General features: G+C 54.1%; 2 pseudogenes. Both read right to left on the bottom strand.

Features of this window, described 5'->3' with window-relative positions:
* A pseudogene (locus X742_RS1000000176340) lies at positions 1-455 on the bottom strand (hypothetical protein); the annotation flags it as partial.
* Positions 455-944, bottom strand: a pseudogene (locus X742_RS1000000175135) (hypothetical protein); the annotation flags it as partial. The pseudogenes X742_RS1000000176340 and X742_RS1000000175135, both read right to left, overlap by 1 nt.

The raw sequence follows: 944 nt of genomic DNA, 5'->3' as shown, positions 1-944 counted from the left end.
GCTCTTACACGACGCGTCATATCCGCGAGTTCGTGCCTGGCCGTCCGTTCGATGTCGGCAGGATCGCGGCGCATCTGATTGTAAAAGATCCGCAGAGCAATGCCCGTGATCGTCGACGTTACCGCGATACCAAAGTTCCTCACGATTGTGTCGGTGGATCCTTCGGAACCAAACTGAAACAGCGATACGCCGAGACTCGTGAGCGTAAACAGGAAACCCATGTAGTAAAGATTGTCGCCAGTCTGCTCATCGTGGAGCCGCAGCTTGCCGGTGAAGACGGACGCGGCAAGATAGATGAGCATCAGGCATACAGGTGCGCTCGCCGCCATTATCGGGTCTACGCCCGACAGCTTGGCTATTGCGATGAACACGCAGCCACCCAGGGTTAGCGTCGCAAAGACGACAAGGGGCAGCCTCGGATGTCCTAAGAAAGACTCCCCTCGCTTCTTGGGCATCAGTTTAACCCCTCCAACCCTACCAGCTTCTGAAACTCGCCATGATGGTTTTGAACCCACCGGGTCCAGAACTCTGCATGCTCGAAAGAGCCAAATGGCTTCTTCGCCCTATCGACGTAGAGTATCGTGACCCCAACGCCATCAAGCGATGTCCCGTAGGTCCTGTCAGCCGCGCTATCAAGGTACTTCTGATAATCGAGACCCGAACGATATTGTGAGTACAGCGCCGTATGTTCAATCATATCTGACGCGACTATTATTCGTTTTTCGATCTTCTCTTTCGCCAAACCGCTATCGAATAGCGACAGTTTGATCTTCTGAATTCCGGCCATGATCGGAGATTGGCTCGCCGATTCTCCATTGGGAATCTGGTCGGGAAGCTTGGTCAGAGGATCCTCGAATGCATCTTCCCATTTCTTCTGCCGCCGAGACGGATTGTTCGTCCAGCTGTCGACCGTCGAGCCGTCGCCCGGATTGCATCCATCAAAC

It is taken from the genome of Mesorhizobium sp. LNHC229A00 (assembly GCF_000502415.1).
Lineage (GTDB): Bacteria > Pseudomonadota > Alphaproteobacteria > Rhizobiales > Rhizobiaceae > Mesorhizobium.
Note: the sequence above shows the minus strand (reverse complement) of the source record. Positions and strands in the feature narration are given on the sequence as shown.